Below are 15,174 nucleotides of genomic sequence, written 5' to 3'. Positions count from 1 at the left end.
CTGCCCTGCATGAAGGGCACCAGGATCTCCCGGCGCGGGAACGCGGCGCACCGGTTCTACAGCGTCGTGGTCTTCGTGGTGCTCGCCTCGCTGGACAACGTGGCGATCGGCCTGGTGCCCCCGCTGTACGGGCCGATCTCCACCGCGCTCGACGTACCCCAGCGGATGCTCGGCCTGGTCACCGCCGTCAGCTTCCTGGTCAGCGCGGTGGCGGCGGTCGGCTGGGCATACGTCGGGGACCGCACCAACCGCAAGCCGCTGCTCATGGTCGGCACGCTGCTCTGGGCCGCCGGCACCGCCGGCAGCGCGCTCGCCGGAGGGTACGCGACGTTCCTGGCCGCCCAGTTCGTCGGCGCGGTCGGGCTCGGCGCGGTGGGCTCGGTCGGCTTCTCAGTGGTCACCGACCTGATCTCACCGCGTCGGCGCGGCCTGGTGATGAGCTTCTGGGGGCTGTCCCAGGGCGTCGGCACACTGGCCGGGACGCTGCTCGGCGGCGTGCTCGGCGCGACCGACTGGCGGCGGCCGTTCCTGCTGCTGACCGGCGTGGGCCTGGCCGCCACAGTGGCGTACCTGTTCACCTACGACATCCGGCGCGGGCAGAGCGAACCGGAGCTGGCCGGGGCGATCGACGCCGGAAACGAGTACGACTACCGGATCAGCCGCGCCGATCTGCCCCGGATCCTGGCCCGCCGGACCAACCGCTGGCTGATCCTGCAGGGGCTGACCGCCCAGGCCGCGTTCGGCTCGCTGGTCTGGCTGCCGGTGCTGTTCAGCCAGCGGGCCGAGGCGCAGGGCTACTCACCGGCCACCGCCGTGGTGGTGGGCAGCGTCTTCGCCACCCTGTTCCAGCTCGGCGGCGTGCTGTCCATCGTGGGCGGTCTGGTGGGCGACGCGCTGCAACGGCGTACGCCGAGCGGCCGGGCCATGGTCGCGGCCGTCGGCATCCTCGCGGCGCTGCCGTTCTACCTGGTCCTGTTCTTCGTGCCGATCCGCATCGACGTGCCCGACGGCGCCGGTTCCGGCGCGGTGGTGACTGCCGTGCTGTCCAGCGTGTTCACCGAGCCGACGGTGGGGCTGAGCCTGCTCACCGCCGTGGTGGCGCTGGCGCTGACGTCGGCGAACTCGCCGAACTGGTTCGCCCTGATCGCCGACGTCAACCCGCCCGAGCACCGGGGCACCGTCTACAGCCTGGGCAACCTGGTCAACGGCGTGGGCCGGGCGGCGGGCAACGGGCTGGTCGGGGTGGCGTTCGCCGGACTGCGGGCGGCCTTCCCGCCGCCGCTGAACTACGCGGTCGGGCTGGCCGCGTTCCAGCTCTTCTTCATCCCGACCGGGATCATGTACTGGCTGGCCGCGCGTACCTCGCCCCGCGACATCGCCCAGGTGCACGACCTGCTGCACGCCCGCGCCGACCGCCTGGAAGAAGGAAGGGCCCCTTCTTAACGGTGAGTGTTAAGAAGGGGCCCCTGCTCTACCGGAGGCGTTAAGAAGGGGCCCTTCCTTACGCCCGGAACCAGACCGTCACGTCGGTCGGCACCGCGTCGCCGTCCAGTGGCGCGCTCGACACCAGCACCTCGGCGCCGGCCGGCAGCGGCGCCGGGGCGGCGCCGAAGTTGGTCAGCACGGTGAGGTCGCCGTTGGTGAACGTGAGCACCTCGTCGCCGGAGGTCAGGAACCGCAGCGGGCCCCGGGCCAGCGCGTGCTCGCGGCGCAGCCGCAACGCGGTCCGGTACAGCTCGTACGTCGAGCCGGGCACGCCGCGCTGCCGGTCCAGCGCGTACTCGGCCCACGTCGACGGCTGGGGCAGCCAGCTCGCGTCGGTCGGCCCGAAGCCGTACGACGGGGCGTCGGCCTCCCACGGGATCGGCACCCGGCAGCCGTCCCGGCCGCGCTCGGTGTGCCCGCTGCGTGCCCAGGTGGGGTCCTGCCGGGCCTCGTCGGGCAGCGTGGTGTGCTCCGGCAGCCCGAGTTCCTCACCCTGGTAGAGGTAGGCGGAGCCGGGCAGCGCGAGCATCAGCAGGCTGGCCGCCCGGGCCCGCCGCAGGCCCAGCGCGGCGTCCGGCTGAGGGTCGTCCACGCCGACGCCGTTGGCGCGGCCGCCGGCGGTGCCGAGGCCGAGCCGGGAGGCGTGCCGGACCACGTCGTGGTTGGACAGCACCCAGGTGGTCGGCGCGCCCACCGCGTCCGTGGCCTCCAGCGAGCGGGTGATCACCGCGTACTGGGCCGGTGCGGTCCACGCGGCCATCAGGTACTCGAAGTTGAACGCCTGGTGCATCTCGTCCGGGCGCACGTACCGGGCCAGCCGCTCGGCCGGCTCCACCCACGCCTCGGCGACCAGGATCCGCTCACCGGGGTACGAGTCGAGCACCCGCCGCCACTCCCGGTAGATCTCGTGCACGCCGTCCTGGTCCCACATGGGCGGGCGCGGCTTGTCCACCTCGCTGCCGGAGAGGATCTCCTGCGGCTCCTGCCAGTCGGCGAGGTCGGCCTGCTTGATCAGGCCGTGCGCCACGTCCACCCGGAAGCCGTCCACGCCCCGGTCCAGCCAGAAGCGCAGCACGTCGAGGAACTCCTCGCGTACCTCCGGGTTGTCCCAGTTGAGGTCGGGCTGGCCGGAGTCGAACAGGTGCAGATACCACTGCCCGTCGGGCAGCCGGGTCCAGGCGGGTCCGCCGAACACGCTCACCCAGTCGTTCGGCGGCTCGGCGCCGTCCGGGCCCTTGCCGTCGCGGATGACGTACCGCTGCCGCTCGGGGCTGCCCGGCGCGGCCGCCACGGCCGCGGTGAACCAGCGGTGCGCGGACGACGTGTGGTTGGGCACCAGGTCGACGATCACCCGCAGCCCGCGGGCCTTCGCCTGGGCGATCAGCTTGTCGGCGTCGGCGAGCGTGCCGAACAGCGGGTCGACGTCGCGGTAGTCGGACACGTCGTACCCGGCGTCGGCCTGCGGGGACGGGTAGAACGGGGACAGCCAGACCGCGTCGACTCCCAGCTCGGCGAGGTGGTCGAGCCGGGACGTGATGCCCGGCAGGTCGCCGATCCCGTCGCCGTCGGAGTCGGCGAACGAGCGCGGGTAGACCTGGTAGATGACCGCCTCGGTCCACCAGCCGGTGCCCGGGGCCTGCTGCGTCGCGTCGGTGTTCAGCGCCTTACTCCTGTCTGGGTGGTGCGGTGACGAGCGAGTTCGTTCAGTTTGCCCGGGGCGGCGCGGTCGATTCGCGCACCACCAGGCGAGTGGGCAGGATCACCGGGGGTGGCGTCCCGTCGCCGGTGTCGGCGCCGCGCGGCGCGGGCACCAGGCCGGGGTACGGCGCGGCGGCCCGTACGCCGAGCGGGTCGAGCAGGATGCGGGCGGCGAGCGACCCCTGGTCGGCGGCGGGCTGGGCGATCGTCGAGAGCCCGAGCACGCCGGCGAGGTCGTGGTCGTCGATGCCCATCACGCTCACGTCCTCCGGCACCCGCAGCCCGGCGTCGCGCAGCGCGGTGATCGCGCCCATCGCCATCTCGTCGCAGGCGGCGAAGATGGCGGTCGGCGGCTCGCCCCGGGCCAGCAGCTCGGCCGTGGCCCGGGTGCCCCCGTCGATGGTGAACCGGGACTCGACGTCGAGGCTCGGGTCGGGCCGTAGCCCGGCGGCCCGCAACGCCTCCTGGTAGCCGCGCCGCCGGTCGAGGTGGGTGGTGAAGGCCAGTTCGTCGTCCGGGTCGCCGGAGATGTGCGCGATCCGGGTGTGGCCGAGGTCGAGCAGGTGGCGGGTGGCGATCCGGGCGGCGGCCACGTCGTCGATCCGGACGCAGGGCCACCCGGGCACCTGGCTGCCGGAGCTGATCGTCACGCCCGGCAGGTCCAGCTTCGTCAGCGCGTGCACGTCGGCCGCGCGTAGCGGGGTCGCGACCAGGATGATCGCGTCCACGCGCTTGTGCAGGCTCGCCGTGCGCAGCACCCGCTGCCGGGTCCGCTCCCGGCCGCCGAGGTTGTAGAGCAGCAGGTCGTAGCCGCTGTCCTGGAGGAACTCCTCGACCGCCTCCACCACGGTGCCGAAGAACCATCTGGTGATCCGGGGCACCACCACCGCCACCGTGCCGGTCCGGCCGCCGGCCAGCCGGCTCGCGCTGGGCGACACCGCGTACTGGAGCTGTTCGGCGGCGGCGAGCACCCGGCGGCGGGTCGCGGCCGAGACCGTCGGCAGGCCCCGCAACGCCCGGGAGACCGTGGCCGTGGAGACCCCGGCCAGCCGGGCGACGTCGTCAATCCTGGTCATCGTGAGCTCCCCGCTGTGACCCGGGCCCCGCCGCCGGCACGGCCGGCGGCGGGGCGCCGGATCAGCCCTTGACGCTGCCGGCGAGCAGACCTCGCACGAAGAAGCGCTGGAGGGACAGGAACACGATCAGCGGTACGACGATCGACACGAACGCGCCTGCCGTCAGCCGCTGCCACTCGTTGCCCCGGGTGCCGGCCAGCTCCGCGAGCCGGACGGTCATCGGGGCGGTCTCGTCGCCGCCACCCGCGAAGATCAGCGCGACCAGCAGGTCGTTCCAGACCCAGAGGAACTGGAAGATGCCGAACGCCGCCAGCGCGGGCATGATCAGCGGCAGCACGATGGTGCGGAAGATCTTCGGGTGGGTGGCCCCGTCGACCCGGGCCGCCTCCATCAGGTCGCCGGGGAGCTGCGAGATGAAGTTGTGCAGCAGGAACACGGCGAACGGAAGCGCGAAGCAGGTGTGCGCGAACCACACCTGGGCGAACTTCTGCTCGTCGACCAGGTCCCACGCCGGGAGGATCTGCACCCCGGCGACCGTGACGCCGGTGGAGAAGAACCGCAGCAGCGGCACCAGGGCCATCTGCAACGGCACGATCTGCAGCGCGAAGATCCCGATGTAGACCCAGTCCCGCCCCTTGAAGTTCATCCACGCCAGCGCGTACGCGGCGAGCGACGCGAACGCGAGCGGGAAGAGCACCGAGGGGATGGTGATCGCCAGCGAGTTGATGAAGTAGCTGGCCAGCTGCCCGGACGAGCCGGTGCTGAACAGCACCTCCTGGTAGTTCTCCAGCGTGATCTGGGGGTTGCTGAAGAACGTCCACCAGCCGGTGGTCTTGATCTCGTTCTCCGGTCGGAGCGAGGAGATGAACAGCCCGAAGGTCGGGATCGTCCAGAGCACCGCGATGACGATCGACACGAGCGTGGCGGTACGGCTGTTCAGGCGCTTGCGCACCCGGGCGGCCCGGGTGACCGGCTCGGTCGCCTGGGCGCCGACTCCGACGGTGGGCGTGGCGGTGGTCATCTCAGCCCTCCCGCTGCTTGCGCAGGTTGCGGATCTGGTAGATCACGATCGGGATCACCAGGACGAACAGGAAGACCGCCAGGGCCGAGCCCTGCCCGTTCTCCTGGTAGCGGAACGCCTGGTTGTACATCTCGGTCGCGATCACGTTCGTGTCGTAGTTGCCGTTGGTGGCGGTCCGGACGATGTCGAAGACCTTGAGCGTGGCGATGGAGATCGTCACCACCACGACGATCAGCGCCGGACGGATGCTCGGCACGGTGATCCGCCAGAACATCTGCCAGGGTGTGGTGCCGTCCAGCCGGGCGGCCTCGACGATGTCGGCCGGGATGCCCTTGATCGCGGCGGAGAGCACCACCATCGCGAAACCGGCCTGGATCCACACCATGATGACGATGAGCAGGAACGTGTTCAGCGGCGAGTCCAGCAGCCACTGCTTCGGCTCGCCGCCCAGGCTCACCACGATCTGGTTGAGCAGGCCGATCTGGTCGCCCTCGCCCCGGTAGGCGTAGACGAACTTCCAGATGATGGAGGCGCCGACGAACGAGATCGCCATCGGCAGGAAGATCAGGGACTTGGCCACGGCCTCGAACCGGGCCTTGTCCACCAGCACCGCGTAGATCAGGCCGAACCCGGTGGCCACCAGCGGCACCAGGAGCACCCAGATCAGCGTGTTGATCAGGACCCGGACGATCGAGTCCTCGGCGAACATCCAGCGGTAGTTGTCCAGGCCCACCCAGTTGTTGCTGCCGGAGTCCATGAAGGAGAGCAGCGTGGTGCGGACGGCGGGGACCACCAGTCCGACGGCGAGCAGCAGCAGCGTCGGCAACAGGAAGAAGAACGCGAGCGCGCCCTCGCGCTGCTTGCGCCGGCGGGGCAGCGGCGCGCCGCTGGCCGAGGCCGCGACCAGCTGCGCCTCCCGGCGCCGGGCGAAGAACGACGGCACCACGTCGAGGAGCAGGAGCAGCCCGCCCACCACCGCGACGAAGGCGATCAGCCCGTACATCAGCATGAGGAACTTCGGCTGCTCCGCCGCGAAGTCGAACTCCATCGACCCTCCCTCAAGGGTTCGGCTAGCAGAGGTGGCCCGGTCCGGTTCCCCGGACCGGGCCACCTGCTAGATCACTTCCAGCTGCCCTCGATGTCGTTCAGGACGGCCGGGGTGTCCTTGCCGTTGATCCAGGCCACCATGCCCTTCCAGAAGGTGCCGGCGCCGACCGCGGCCGGCATCAGGTCCGAGCCGTCGAAGCGGAAGACCGTCTTCTCGTCCTGGAGGATGCCCACGGAGAGCTTGTCCACCGGGTTCGGGACGTTGTTCAGGTCCAGCTTCTTGTTCGCGGAGACCCAGTCACCGATCTTGGCGCGGCTGTTGGCGTACTCGCCGGAGGCCAGGTAGGTCTGCACCGCCTGGACCTCGGGACGGTCGGCGAAGGCCGCGACGAACTCGCCGCCGCCCAGAACCGGCTTGCCCTTCGACGGGTCGATGGCCGGGAAGTAGAACGCGAAGACGTCGCCGTCCTCGGCCACCTTGGTGCCCTCGGGCCACTGGTTGGCGTAGAAGGACGCCTGCCGGTGCAGCGCGCACTTGCCGCTGGTGATCGGCGTGCCCGCCTCCTGGAACGAGGTGGTGGCGATGCTCTTCACGCCGCCGAAGCCGCCGTTGACGTACTTCTCGTTCTTCAGGATGGTGCCGGCCCGGTTGAGCGCGTCGGCCACCTGCGGGTCGTTGAACGGGATCTCGTGGGTGGTCCACTTGTCGTAGACGTCCGGGCCGCCGGTGCGCAGCAGCACGTCCTCGATCCAGTCGGTGGCCGGCCAGCCGGTGGCGTCACCGGACTCGATGCCGGCGCACCACGGCTTGGTGCCGCTGGCCGCGATCTGGTCGGAGAGCTTGATCAGGTCGTCCCACGTGGTGGGGACCGTCCAGCCCTTCTCCTTGAAGGTCTTCGGCGAGTACCACACGAAGGACTTCACGTTGGAGCCGAGCGGGGCGCCGTAGAACTGGCCGTTGACGGTGCTGTACTTCAGCCAGTCGGCGGAGTAGTTCTGCTCGGCCATGGCCTTGGTGTCGGCGCCGGCCGGCTTGAGCTTGCCCGAGTCGACGAACCGCTTCAGCAGACCCGGCTGCGGGATGAAGGCGAGGTCGGGGGCGTTGCCGCCGTCGACCCGGACCGGCAGCTGGGCCTCGAACTCGCCGGAGCCCTCGTGGTCGATCTCGATGCCGGTGCAGTCCTCGAACTCCTTCCAAGACTGCTGGAGGCGCTCGTCCTCGATGTCACGAATCGAGGAGTAGATGGTCACCTTCTTGCCGTCGTGACCCTCGTACTTCTCATATGCGCCGCACTCGGCCGAGCCCGCGTTGCTGCTCTTCTTGTCGTTGCCGGTGCCGCAGGCGGCGACGCCGAGCGTCAGCCCCAGGACGCCGGCGACCGCGAGCGCCTGGCGCGATCTGGCAAACGCCATGCCGATCTCCTTCCTTGCCGGCGCGTGGGGGGATCGAACCCGCGCCGGTCCGATGGTCGTCCTCACATGTAAGCGCTTGCATCGTGTCGGGTCCACCCCTGGCCGGACACGGCCCGGTAACAATCCCGAAACCTTGGCCACCGCTGGTGGGTGCGCTCCCACGAATCTTCCGGGGAACGGAACTTTCTGTCAGGATGTCCGCATCACATTGAAGACTTTCAACATTGGAGGCAGTGGATGCGTAAGCGATGGCTCGCCCTCGGGGCGAGCGCGGCGGTCCTGGCGGCGACCCTCGTGCCGGCCGCGCCGGCGATGGCCGCCCCCACGTTCAAGGTCCCGTTCCCGTGCAACCAGTCCTGGTCCGGCCAGACCCGGACCAACCACAGCCCGGCGAACGCGATCGACTTCAACCGCACCGACGACCTGGGCGACCCCGTGGTCGCCAGCGCGCCCGGCACCGTCGACGTGGTCACCAACCTCGGCGACACCAGCTACGGCAAGTACGTCCGGATCAACCACGGTGGCGGTCACACCACCTACTACGCCCACCTGAACGCCTTCAACGTCTCCGTCGGGCAGACCGTCGGGTACGGCCGGGTGATCGGCTACGTCGGCACGACCGGCGGCTCCACCGGCCCGCACCTGCACTACGAGCAGCGCATCGACGGCAGCTCCGTGAAGATCAAGTTCAACGGGGTCCAGGCGCTCTACTGGGGCACCAAGACCTACACCAGCGACAACGGCTGCGGCGGGACGAACACCGGCGAGGGCACCGTCAACACGGCCGGCTCCCCGCTGACGGTCCGCTCCGGCCCCGGCACCGGCTACAGCTCGGTCGGCACGGTGGCCGACGGGGCGAAGGTGACCATCCAGTGCCAGACCAGCGGCACCAGCGTCAGCGGCACGTACGGCACCAGCTCGATCTGGGACCGGATCGGCTCCGGCCGGTTCATCTCCGACGCCTACGTCTACACCGGGTACGACGGCTACATCCCGGGCGTACCCCGCTGCTGAGCCCGGCGGGCGCGGGAGCGAGCGCCCCCGCGCCCGTACCGGTCAGGAGTTCAGCCGCCACACGGCGAAGTTCAGCGCGGACGCGAACGTGACCCAGGCCCAGTACGGCAGCATCAGCAGCGTGGCGGGCCGGGAGACGCGCCGGAACAGAGCCACTGTCACGCCGATCGCCAGCCACATCAGCAGGATCTCGGCGAACGCCAGCCCGTACGCCCCGGCGCCGAAGAACAGCGGGGTCCAGATCGCGTTGAGCACGAGCTGCACGACCCAGGCCCAGAGCGCGGGGCCGAACCCGGCGCGGCGCCAGACCAGCCAGCCGGCGATCGCGATGAGCGCGTAGAGCACGGTCCAGACCGGGCCGAACAGCCACGACGGCGGCGCCCAGGCGGGCTGCTCCAGGCTCTGGTACTCGGCGGAGGTGCCCTGGACACCCAGCCCGCCGATCGCGGCGGCGGCGAAGGTGGCGGCGGCGAAGCCGAGCAGCGCCCACCACTTCCGGGCACCGGCCGTCCGCCGGGCGACACTCTGCGACATCTCCATGGTCGAGATGTTTCCGCTCGACCGGCACGGCAAACGCCCGGGCGTCGCCGGACCCGGGACACGGAAAAGCCGGGGTCACCGACCCGGGCGTTCCGGTCCGGCAGGACGGAACGCCCGGGCCCGGCGACCCCGGCGGTTAAGAGAACAGCGGTTACGTGTTGAAGATGCTGACGCCGCCCGGGCCGACCAGCAGGCCGACGACGATGAGGACGATGCCCCAGAGGATCTGCCGACGGAACAGCGCGAGAATTCCGGCGACCACCAGTACGACTGCGAGAATCCAGAGAATCAGCTCCATGTCGGCTGAATACCCGGACGCCCGTTACCGAAAACCTCCCGGTCAGTCGAGCTGATCACCGCCCAGGTGGAAGACGCTGTACGCCTGTTTGATCACCGGGTGGGCCACGTTGCGGACCCGTACCCCGCCCGGTGTGGTGCCGCGCTCGGTGCCGTGGTGGGCGTGCCCGTGCAGCGCCAGCGCGGTGGGGGCGGAGTCGATCGCCTGGCCGAGCTGGTACGAACCGAGGAACGGGTAGATCTCCAGCGGCTCGCCGGCCAGCGTGTCCGGTACGGGGGAGTAGTGGGTGAGCGCGACGAGCGCGTCGCACTCCAGCGCGAGCAGCGCGTCGGTGAGCGCGTCGGCGCTCTCCCGGGTGGTACGCACGAACGCCTTCATCTCCGGCTCGCCGAAGTCGCTGGCGCACCGCCCGGCGAAACCGCCGCCGAACCCCTTCACGCCTGCCACCCCGAGCCGTCCGCCGGGGGTGTCGACCACGGTGCCGGTGCCCTCCAGCACCGTGATCCCGGCGTCCTCCAGCACCTTCACCACCTGCGGCACCTCGTCGCACTGGTGGTCGTGGTTGCCGAGCACGGTGATCACCGGTACGCCGAGGTCGCCGAACTCGCGGGCCACGCACCGCGCCTCGGCCTCGGTGCCGTGCCGGGTCAGGTCGCCGGCGAGCAGCAGCACGTCGGCGCAGCCGGGCAGCTCCTCCAGCGCCGGGCGGAACCGGCCCACCACGTCCTCGTCCAGATGCACGTCGCCCACGGCGGCGATCCGGATCACCATCGAACCTCCCTCACGGCAACTCCTCGACCTGGGTGGGCGCCTGCGTACGGATCACCCCGATGTCGCTGGTCACTGGCGTGTCCGGGAAGCGCTCGGCCACCCGCCGCAGGATCTCCTCCCGCCGGTGCGGGCTCTCCACCTCGCCGTAGAGCACCAGCCCGTTCTCCCGCCGGACCACAGTGATGCCCTGCTCGGCCACCGTCGGGTCCTCGGCCAGCATGCTCTGGATCTCCGCCTCGACGTACTCGTCGGGGGGAACGTCGCCGGACAGTCCGGTCACAGGGTCTCCCTTCCGCCGGGCGCGCCGCCGGGCAGCACGTCCAGCCGGTCGAGCAGCACCAGGAACGCCTCCGCGTACGGCGAGTGCTGCGTCTCCTTCCGTACCCGTTCCCAGTCGATCTGTTCCCGCAGCGAACGGGCCAGCGGCAGGGCGCGGGCGAAGTCGCAGTAGTGCTGGGAGAAGCTGAGCAGCTTGTGCACCATGAGCTGGCTGGCCGAGAGCACCGGCATGTGGATCGCGTCGACCGGGCGCACGATGGTGTCGGCGAACGTCTCCTCGGTGACCGGCGTCTCCACCGGCCGGTGGATCAGGTCCACCATCCGGTCCTCGTCGTAGACCTTGACCAGCCAGTCCTCCGGCGGGCGCTCGGCGGTGAAGCCGGCCTCGACCAGCGCCTCCAGTGCCCGGTCGACGTCCGCCTCCCGGAGCAGGAAGTCCACGTCGTGGTCGCTGGAGTGGCCGCCGTGCGCGTACACCGCGAAGCTGCCACCGAGCGCGAACGGGATCTCGGACTGTTTGAGCACGGCGGCGACCTTCTTCAGCGTGTGCACCAGGGTCTCGTCCCCGCGCTCGGCCATCTGCGGCTCCCTCGTCGTCATATCTGCGGTGGGACCACGATGCGTACCCGGCGGACGCTCCGGTCACACCTGTTGCGGCGCGATCGGCCCGTCAGGGCAGGAAAGCGACATACGGGCCGGTGTGAGCATCGGTCGGATAACCTCGGGAGGGTGGCCAGCTCACTGCGGACGCGGCGGGGCGGGGCCCGACTGCGCGCCGTCGCCCTGATCGGCATCGACGGCTCAGGTAAGACCACCCAGGCCCACCGGCTCGCCCAGGCGCTCACCGCCGCCGGCCGTCCCGCCACCTACCACCGCAACGCCGGTGGCCGCCGCTGGCTCGGCCGCATCGCCCAGCGGGTCGGCCGTCCGGACGCGCAACGGCTCGTCGGGCGCGACGGCCTGCTCGTGGTCGAGTCGGTGCTGCGGTGGCTGGCCATCGCGCTCGCGCTGCTCAGCTGCCTGGTGACCGGCCGGACGGCGGTGATGGACAGGTGGTCGGCCTGCCAGTACGCCAGCATCCGGGCGCACGGCGGGCAGCGGTGGGAGCGGCTGGCCCGGGCCGGGTACCGGATCTTCCCGGCGCCCCGGGTGACGTTCCTGCTCACCGTCGACCCCGCCGAGGCGTACCGCCGGATCGAGCGGCGCGGCACCGACCACGAGACGATGGAGTGGCTGACCGCCGCGGCCGCCGCCTACCGGGGTCTGCCGGAGTACGGCGGTTTCGTGGTGGTGGACGGCAACGGTCCGCCGGAGGAGGTGGCCCGGCGGATCCGGGCGCACCTGAGCGAGTGGCTGCCCGACGACCCGTCCGCCGGTCCCGGCCCGGCTCCGGCGGGTCCGCGACGCCCGGCCGGTGGCGCGGGGCGGGACGGCCCGGTGCCGGTTCAGGCCCGCCCGTAGACCGGGATGCTCGCGCCGCTGGTGGGCGCGGACTCGGGGGAGGCCAGGAAGCGGATCACCTCGGCGATCTCGGCCGGCGGCACCCAGCGCCGGTGATCGGCGTCGGGCTGGGCGGCGCGGTTGGCCGGGGTGTCGATGACGCTCGGCAGCACCGTGTTGCACCGCACGCCGCGCTGCCGGTACTCGACCGCCACCGTCTCGGCGAACGCCCGCACCGCGGCCTTGGCGGTGACGTAGCCGGAGGCGCCGGGGAACGGCGAGACCGCCGCCCGGGCCGAGACGCAGACCACCGCGCCGTCGCCGGACGCCATGAGGTGCGGCAGCGCCGCGTGGGTGACCAGGTACGTCGGGCGCAGGTTGAGCCGCAGCATCCGCTCGAAGTCGTCGACCGGGGTCTCGTGCACCAGGCCGCCGGCCCCGTACCCGCCGACGAGGTTGACCACCGCGCGCAGCGGCGCGGCAGGCTCGGCGGTCGCCGCCTCGACCGCCCGCGCGGCCCCCTCGGGCGTCAGCAGGTCGGCCACGACCCGGACCGCGCCGTCGTCCGTTCCGGGCTCCCGCCGGGGTACGACCACCCGCCAGCCGGCGTCGAGGAAGGCGGCGGTGACCGCGCCGCCGAGTCCACCCGTGCCTCCGGTCACCAGCACCGTGCGTTCCGTCATGGACACACGCTAGCCAACCGCCCCGCCGACGGACCGGTGGGCCGTCCGGCCCGTCCGGTCGAGGCCGACCAGGCAGGTCCCTGCCGCGCGACGGCGGACCGGCACGTCGGGCGGCAGGAGTGAGTCGACCGGAGCGGATGAGGCGGTCGGGCTGCGACAATGGGATCCTTGGCCCGGGGCGGTACGGAAGACAGTAAATTTCCCGATACGCGGTGTCATGGTTGACGCTCACGCCTGGTGAAAGTAAGTTTCATCCGTGGCGAAGAGTCCGAAGATTTCTGCGAGTCACGAGCCCGGTGGACTGATCGTCCACATCAGCGGCCTGCTGCCCTCGCTGTCCCCGGCCGAACAGCGGGTGGCCCGGCTGGTCGTCTCCGATCCGGCGGACGCGGCCCGGCGGACGATCACCGACCTCGCCACCGCCGCCGAGACGTCCGAGGCGACAGTGATCCGCTTCTGCCGCTCCGTCGGCATGGACGGCTACCCCCAGCTGCGGATCCGGCTCGCCGCCGAGGCCGCCCGCCGGGTCGAGCCGCCGGACGCGCGGGTGGTCGGCGGCGACATCCCGCCGGGCGCGGACCTCGCCCAGATCATCGCCACGATCGCGTTCAACGACGCCCGGGCCGTCGAGGAGACCGCCGAGCAGCTCGACCCGGCGGTCTGCGAACAGGTCGTCGAGGCGATCGGCGCGGCCGGCCGGATCGACGTCTACGGCGCGGGCGCCAGCGGCTTCGTCGCCTCCGACTTCCAGCAGAAGCTGCACCGCATCGGCCGTATCGCGTTCTACTTCCCGGACGTGCACACCGCGCTCACCTCCGCAGCCCTGCTGGGCCGCGGTGACGTCGCGGTCGGCATCTCGCACACCGGCACCACGTCCGACGTCATCGAGGTGCTGGAGCAGGCGCGGGCCCGCGGCGCCACCACCGTGGCACTGACCAACTTCCCGCGCTCGCCGATCACCGAGGTCGCGGACCACGTGCTCACCACTGCCGCCCGGGAGACGACGTACCGCTCCGGCGCGACCGCCAGCCGGCTGGCCCAGCTCACAGTGGTCGACTGCCTCTTCGTCGGGGTGGCCGCCCGCAGCCGGGCCCGGACCAAGAAGGCCCTGGAGGCCACCGCCGAGGCGGTCCAGTCGCACCGGGTCGGCCCCGGGCGGAGGCGGGGATGACGGCGGGTCGGGTGGAGCGGGACGGGGTGGCGGCGGTGCGACCGGTGGTGCGCGTCGGCGCGCCGACCGAGCGGCGCAACCCGCACAGCGTCGACCTCGACCTGATGTCCACCCGGGACGTGCTCACCGTCATCAACGAGGCGGACCGGCGGGTGCCGGCCGCGGTCGCCGCCGTGCTGGACGAGATCGCCGAGACGGTCGACCTGGCCGTGGCCGCGCTGCGCGACGGGCACCGCGTGCACTACTTCGGCGCCGGCACCTCCGGACGCCTCGGCGTGCTGGACGCGGCCGAGCTGGCGCCCACGTTCAACTCGCCCCGGCACTGGTTCTGCTCGCACCTCGCGGGCGGCCCGGACGCCATGTGGCGGGCCGTCGAGGACGCCGAGGACGACGAGCGCGGCGGCGCCGCCGAGGCGGCCGAGTGCGTACGCCCCGGCGACCTCGTGGTGGGCCTGGCGGCCAGCGGACGCACCCCGTACGTCCTCGGGGCGCTCGCCGCGTCCCGGGCGCAGGGGGCCGGTACGGTGCTGCTCTGCGCGAATCCGGAGGCCGAGGCCGCCGCGTCGGTGGACGTCTTCATCGGGGTGGACACCGGACCGGAGGTGGTCACCGGGTCGACCCGGATGAAGGCCGGCACGGCGCAGAAGCTGGTGCTCAACACGTTCTCCACGGCCGTGATGGTGCGTCTGGGCCGGGTCTACTCGAACCTGATGATCGACATGGTGGCCACCAACGCCAAACTGCGCGGCCGCATGATCTCGATTCTCATGGAGGCCACCGGCTGCGCCGAGGAGGTGTGCCGGGTCGCCCTGCGGGAGGCCGACGGCGACCTGAAGACCGCCCTCGTCGCGCTCGTGTCCGGCGCCGAGGTGCCCGCCGCCCGCGCCGCGCTGGCCCGCTCCGCCCATCAGGTACGCGGCGCGCTCGAACTGCTCGCCTCCTGAGGTTCCGGCCCCGGCCGGCCCGTTGCGCCCGATCCACCCGCCCGGCGCATCCGCCCGGCGGGTGCGACGCGTATCACGTGCGGGGAGGGGACGACTCCTCCCGCACGGATTGTTCAACGAGGCGGAGGGTAATCCTTGAGCACGGCTGAACCGACCGGTCCGCAGGCGCGTATCTCGCAGTGACCAGGATCGCAACGACTCGGTGACGCGGCTCGCTGTGTTCATGGAACAGGCAATGGTGCCATTCCATGGGCGAACGGCGATTTCGCAGCTCCGGTGTGCGCCGAAAACGGC

At 71.6% G+C, this 15,174-nt stretch carries 16 protein-coding genes; 5 read left to right on the top strand and 11 right to left on the bottom strand.

Annotated elements, in window-relative coordinates; all coding sequences use genetic code 11:
* The first annotated feature begins 9 nt into the window (after nt 1-9).
* Nucleotides 10-1,443, top strand: coding sequence for an MFS transporter (locus tag Q3W68_RS09385; protein ID WP_302905091.1), 1,434 nt, complete (start codon nt 10-12; stop codon nt 1,441-1,443).
* 58 nt (nt 1,444-1,501) lie between these two features.
* Here the strand turns inward: Q3W68_RS09385 and Q3W68_RS09380 are convergent, their stop codons facing one another.
* From Q3W68_RS09380 to Q3W68_RS09360, 5 genes are all read right to left on the bottom strand, one after another.
* Entirely contained in the window at nt 1,502-3,145 is a 1,644-nt protein-coding gene (locus Q3W68_RS09380; RefSeq protein WP_302905667.1) for a glycoside hydrolase family 13 protein, read from the bottom strand.
* Nucleotides 3,146-3,188: 43 nt separating this feature from the next.
* Nucleotides 3,189-4,259, bottom strand: a complete 1,071-nt coding sequence (locus tag Q3W68_RS09375) for a LacI family DNA-binding transcriptional regulator (RefSeq protein WP_302905090.1) — start codon at nt 4,257-4,259, stop codon at nt 3,189-3,191.
* A 61-nt stretch (nt 4,260-4,320) separates the two neighbouring features.
* Entirely contained in the window at nt 4,321-5,280 is a 960-nt protein-coding gene (locus tag Q3W68_RS09370; RefSeq protein WP_302905089.1) for a carbohydrate ABC transporter permease, read from the bottom strand.
* A 1-nt stretch (nt 5,281) separates the two neighbouring features.
* A complete protein-coding gene (locus Q3W68_RS09365; protein ID WP_302905088.1) occupies nt 5,282-6,328 on the bottom strand; it encodes a carbohydrate ABC transporter permease in 1,047 nt (348 codons plus the stop codon).
* Nucleotides 6,329-6,399: 71 nt separating this feature from the next.
* Complete coding sequence (locus Q3W68_RS09360) at nt 6,400-7,740, bottom strand: ABC transporter substrate-binding protein (RefSeq protein WP_302905087.1); 1,341 nt, start codon at nt 7,738-7,740, stop codon at nt 6,400-6,402.
* Nucleotides 7,741-7,977: 237 nt separating this feature from the next.
* Between Q3W68_RS09360 and Q3W68_RS09355 the strand changes: the two genes are divergently transcribed.
* Entirely contained in the window at nt 7,978-8,754 is a 777-nt protein-coding gene (locus Q3W68_RS09355) for a peptidoglycan DD-metalloendopeptidase family protein (RefSeq protein ID WP_302905086.1), read from the top strand.
* Nucleotides 8,755-8,796: 42 nt separating this feature from the next.
* Here the strand turns inward: Q3W68_RS09355 and Q3W68_RS09350 are convergent, their stop codons facing one another.
* The 5 genes from Q3W68_RS09350 to Q3W68_RS09330 form a co-directional block, all read right to left on the bottom strand.
* Nucleotides 8,797-9,294, bottom strand: a complete 498-nt coding sequence (locus Q3W68_RS09350) for a TspO/MBR family protein (RefSeq protein ID WP_302905085.1) — start codon at nt 9,292-9,294, stop codon at nt 8,797-8,799.
* A gap of 151 nt (nt 9,295-9,445) precedes the next feature.
* Nucleotides 9,446-9,592, bottom strand: a complete 147-nt coding sequence (locus Q3W68_RS09345; protein ID WP_013288160.1) for a GPGG-motif small membrane protein — start codon at nt 9,590-9,592, stop codon at nt 9,446-9,448.
* Between the two features lie 42 nt (nt 9,593-9,634).
* Nucleotides 9,635-10,363 carry a metallophosphoesterase gene (locus Q3W68_RS09340; protein WP_302905084.1) on the bottom strand — a complete coding sequence of 243 codons (729 nt, stop codon included), beginning with the start codon at nt 10,361-10,363 and terminating at the stop codon, nt 9,635-9,637.
* 10 nt (nt 10,364-10,373) lie between these two features.
* Complete coding sequence (locus Q3W68_RS09335; protein WP_225853111.1) at nt 10,374-10,583, bottom strand: hypothetical protein; 210 nt, start codon at nt 10,581-10,583, stop codon at nt 10,374-10,376.
* 56 nt (nt 10,584-10,639) lie between these two features.
* Nucleotides 10,640-11,221: a nucleotidyltransferase gene (locus Q3W68_RS09330; RefSeq protein WP_043328811.1), complete on the bottom strand. Its 582-nt coding sequence runs from the start codon at nt 11,219-11,221 to the stop codon at nt 10,640-10,642.
* Between the two features lie 150 nt (nt 11,222-11,371).
* Here Q3W68_RS09330 and Q3W68_RS09325 point away from each other — a divergent pair, with 150 nt between their 5' ends.
* Complete coding sequence (locus Q3W68_RS09325) at nt 11,372-12,103, top strand: dTMP kinase (RefSeq protein WP_302905083.1); 732 nt, start codon at nt 11,372-11,374, stop codon at nt 12,101-12,103.
* On the opposite strand, the gene Q3W68_RS09320 is transcribed toward Q3W68_RS09325, so the two are convergent.
* Nucleotides 12,088-12,765, bottom strand: coding sequence for an SDR family NAD(P)-dependent oxidoreductase (locus Q3W68_RS09320; protein WP_302905082.1), 678 nt, complete (start codon nt 12,763-12,765; stop codon nt 12,088-12,090). The genes Q3W68_RS09325 and Q3W68_RS09320 overlap by 16 nt on opposite strands.
* Nucleotides 12,766-13,021: 256 nt before the next feature.
* Here Q3W68_RS09320 and Q3W68_RS09315 point away from each other — a divergent pair, with 256 nt between their 5' ends.
* Nucleotides 13,022-13,936 (top strand): MurR/RpiR family transcriptional regulator, encoded by a 915-nt coding sequence (locus Q3W68_RS09315; RefSeq protein ID WP_302905081.1) that lies wholly within the window; start codon nt 13,022-13,024, stop codon nt 13,934-13,936.
* On the top strand, nt 13,933-14,880 hold the full coding sequence (gene murQ / locus Q3W68_RS09310; RefSeq protein ID WP_128136672.1) for an N-acetylmuramic acid 6-phosphate etherase: 948 nt from the start codon (nt 13,933-13,935) through the stop codon (nt 14,878-14,880). Before Q3W68_RS09315 ends, murQ begins: the two co-directional genes overlap by 4 nt.
* The last annotated feature ends 294 nt before the right edge of the window (nt 14,881-15,174 follow it).

Origin of the sequence: Micromonospora sp. C28ISP2-4 (genome assembly GCF_030519385.1) — a bacterium.
Taxonomy (GTDB): domain Bacteria; phylum Actinomycetota; class Actinomycetes; order Mycobacteriales; family Micromonosporaceae; genus Micromonospora; species Micromonospora tulbaghiae.
The sequence above is the reverse complement of the archived record's forward strand: the minus strand, read 5'-3'. Positions and strand labels throughout refer to the sequence as shown.